The sequence below is a fragment of the Brevundimonas sp. genome (genome assembly GCF_032107865.1).
In the GTDB taxonomy this organism is placed as follows: domain Bacteria; phylum Pseudomonadota; class Alphaproteobacteria; order Caulobacterales; family Caulobacteraceae; genus Brevundimonas.
Genome location: NZ_DAMCNG010000388.1, coordinates 1 through 1,265, shown reverse-complemented (window position 1 = coordinate 1,265; position 1,265 = coordinate 1). Strand labels below are relative to the sequence as shown.

Genomic DNA, 1,265 nt, shown 5'->3' with positions numbered 1-1,265 from the left:
CGGCCAAGGCCCCGGCGCCTGCGCCCGCTCCGGCCGCGACCGGCGGATCGTCGGGCGTGCAGATCGGCGCCTTCTCCTCGACCGCCATCGCCGACCGTGAATACGCCGCTGTCGCCGCCCGTTTCGGCCAGTACGCTTCGGGCGCCGAGAAGCGCGTGCAGGAAGTCACCGCCGCCAACGGCTCGACCGTCTATCGCACCACCTTCACCGGCATGAGCCGTGATCGCGCCGTCGCCTTCTGCAATGCGCTGAAGGCCGCGGGCCGCGACTGCATCGTCCGCTAAGGATCGCGCCAGCATGACCTCCGCCGCCATCTACGGCTGTTCCGGCCACAGGCTGACGGCGGAGGAGCGCGCCTTCTACGCCGAGGCCAAGCCCTGGGGCTTCATCCTGTTCCGCCGCAATGTGGACAGCCCCGAGCAGGTCAAGGCGCTGGTGTCCGAACTGCGCGACAGCGTGGGGCGCGACGACGCCCCGGTCCTGATCGATCAGGAGGGCGGCCGGGTTCAACGCCTCGGCCCGCCGCACTGGCCGAAATATCCGCCCGGCGCCGCCTATCTGAAGGCGACCAACGATCCGGCGGCGGCGCGCGAACTGGTGCGTCTGGGCGCGCGGCTGATCGCCCATGACCTGCGTGAACTGGGAATCACCGTCGACTGCATGCCGGTGCTGGACGTGCCGGTGCCGGGCGCCCACGACATCATCGGCGACCGCGCCTATGCCCAGGATCCGGCGACCGTGACCCAACTGGGCCGGGCCGCCGCCGAGGGCCTTCTGGCGGGCGGCGTCCTGCCGATCATCAAGCACATTCCCGGCCACGGCCGCGCCTTCTCGGACAGCCACCATGACCTGCCGGTGGTCGAGGCGGCGATCGAGGAACTGGACGCCTGGGACTTCGCCCCGTTCAAGGCCCTGTCGGACATGCCGATGGCGATGACGGCGCATGTCGTCTTCACCGCCGTCGACGCCAAACGCCCGGCCACGACGTCCAAGAAGGCCATCCGCCTGATGCGCGAGCGGCTGGGCTTTTCCGGCCTGATCCTGTCGGACGATCTGTCGATGCAGGCCCTGTCGGGCACGCTGACCGAACGGGCGGAACAGTCGCTGAAGGCGGGCTGCGACGTGGTGCTCCACTGCAACGGCGACCTGAAGGAGATGGCCGCCGTCGCCGCGGGGGCGAAGAAGCTGAAAGGCGAGGCCAAGCGCCGCGCCGAGGCCGCGCTGAACCGCCTCGTCCGCGCGCCCGAGCCGCTGGACGTCGCCGA

General features: G+C 70.7%; 2 protein-coding genes. Both read left to right on the top strand.

Annotated elements, in window-relative coordinates; translation table 11 throughout:
• A partial coding sequence (locus tag RT567_RS17005; protein WP_313577355.1) for an SPOR domain-containing protein occupies positions 1-284 on the top strand: 284 nt, incomplete at its 5' end.
• A gap of 13 nt (positions 285-297) precedes the next feature.
• Positions 298-1,265: beta-N-acetylhexosaminidase (gene nagZ, locus RT567_RS17000; protein ID WP_313577354.1), on the top strand; the 968-nt coding region annotated here is incomplete at its 3' end.